The 291-nt window shown below is 68.4% G+C and carries 1 pseudogene; it reads right to left on the reverse strand.

The features are described 5' to 3' along the window. Positions 1 to 291, reverse strand: a pseudogene (locus NE591_RS15215) (hypothetical protein); the annotation flags it as partial.

The following is a 291-nucleotide window of genomic DNA, read 5'->3' on the forward strand; positions in this document are numbered from 1 at the left end:
ATCGGCGCCGCGCTGGTCGCGCACGAGGAACAGGCCGGTGTCGCACAGCGGATTCGAGCAGCCGAGCGGCCAGAAATCGTGCGCCTCGATGAGGCCCTCGGACTGCTCGGCCATCTTGAAGATGACATCGCCCGCCGTTAGGGCGCCTTCGCGGTCGGCCTCGAAACGGCCCGAGGTGAAGGCGGGCTGCAGGGCAAGCCCCGCCACCACATCGGCGTTCTCCAGCGAGAAGCGCAGAAGATCGCCAAGCTGCCCGTCGTTCACGCCGGAGAGCACGGCGACCGAGAGCAC

The sequence above is a fragment of the Adlercreutzia sp. DFI.6.23 genome (assembly GCF_024462535.1).
In the GTDB taxonomy this organism is placed as follows: Bacteria; Actinomycetota; Coriobacteriia; order Coriobacteriales; family Eggerthellaceae; genus Adlercreutzia; species Adlercreutzia rubneri.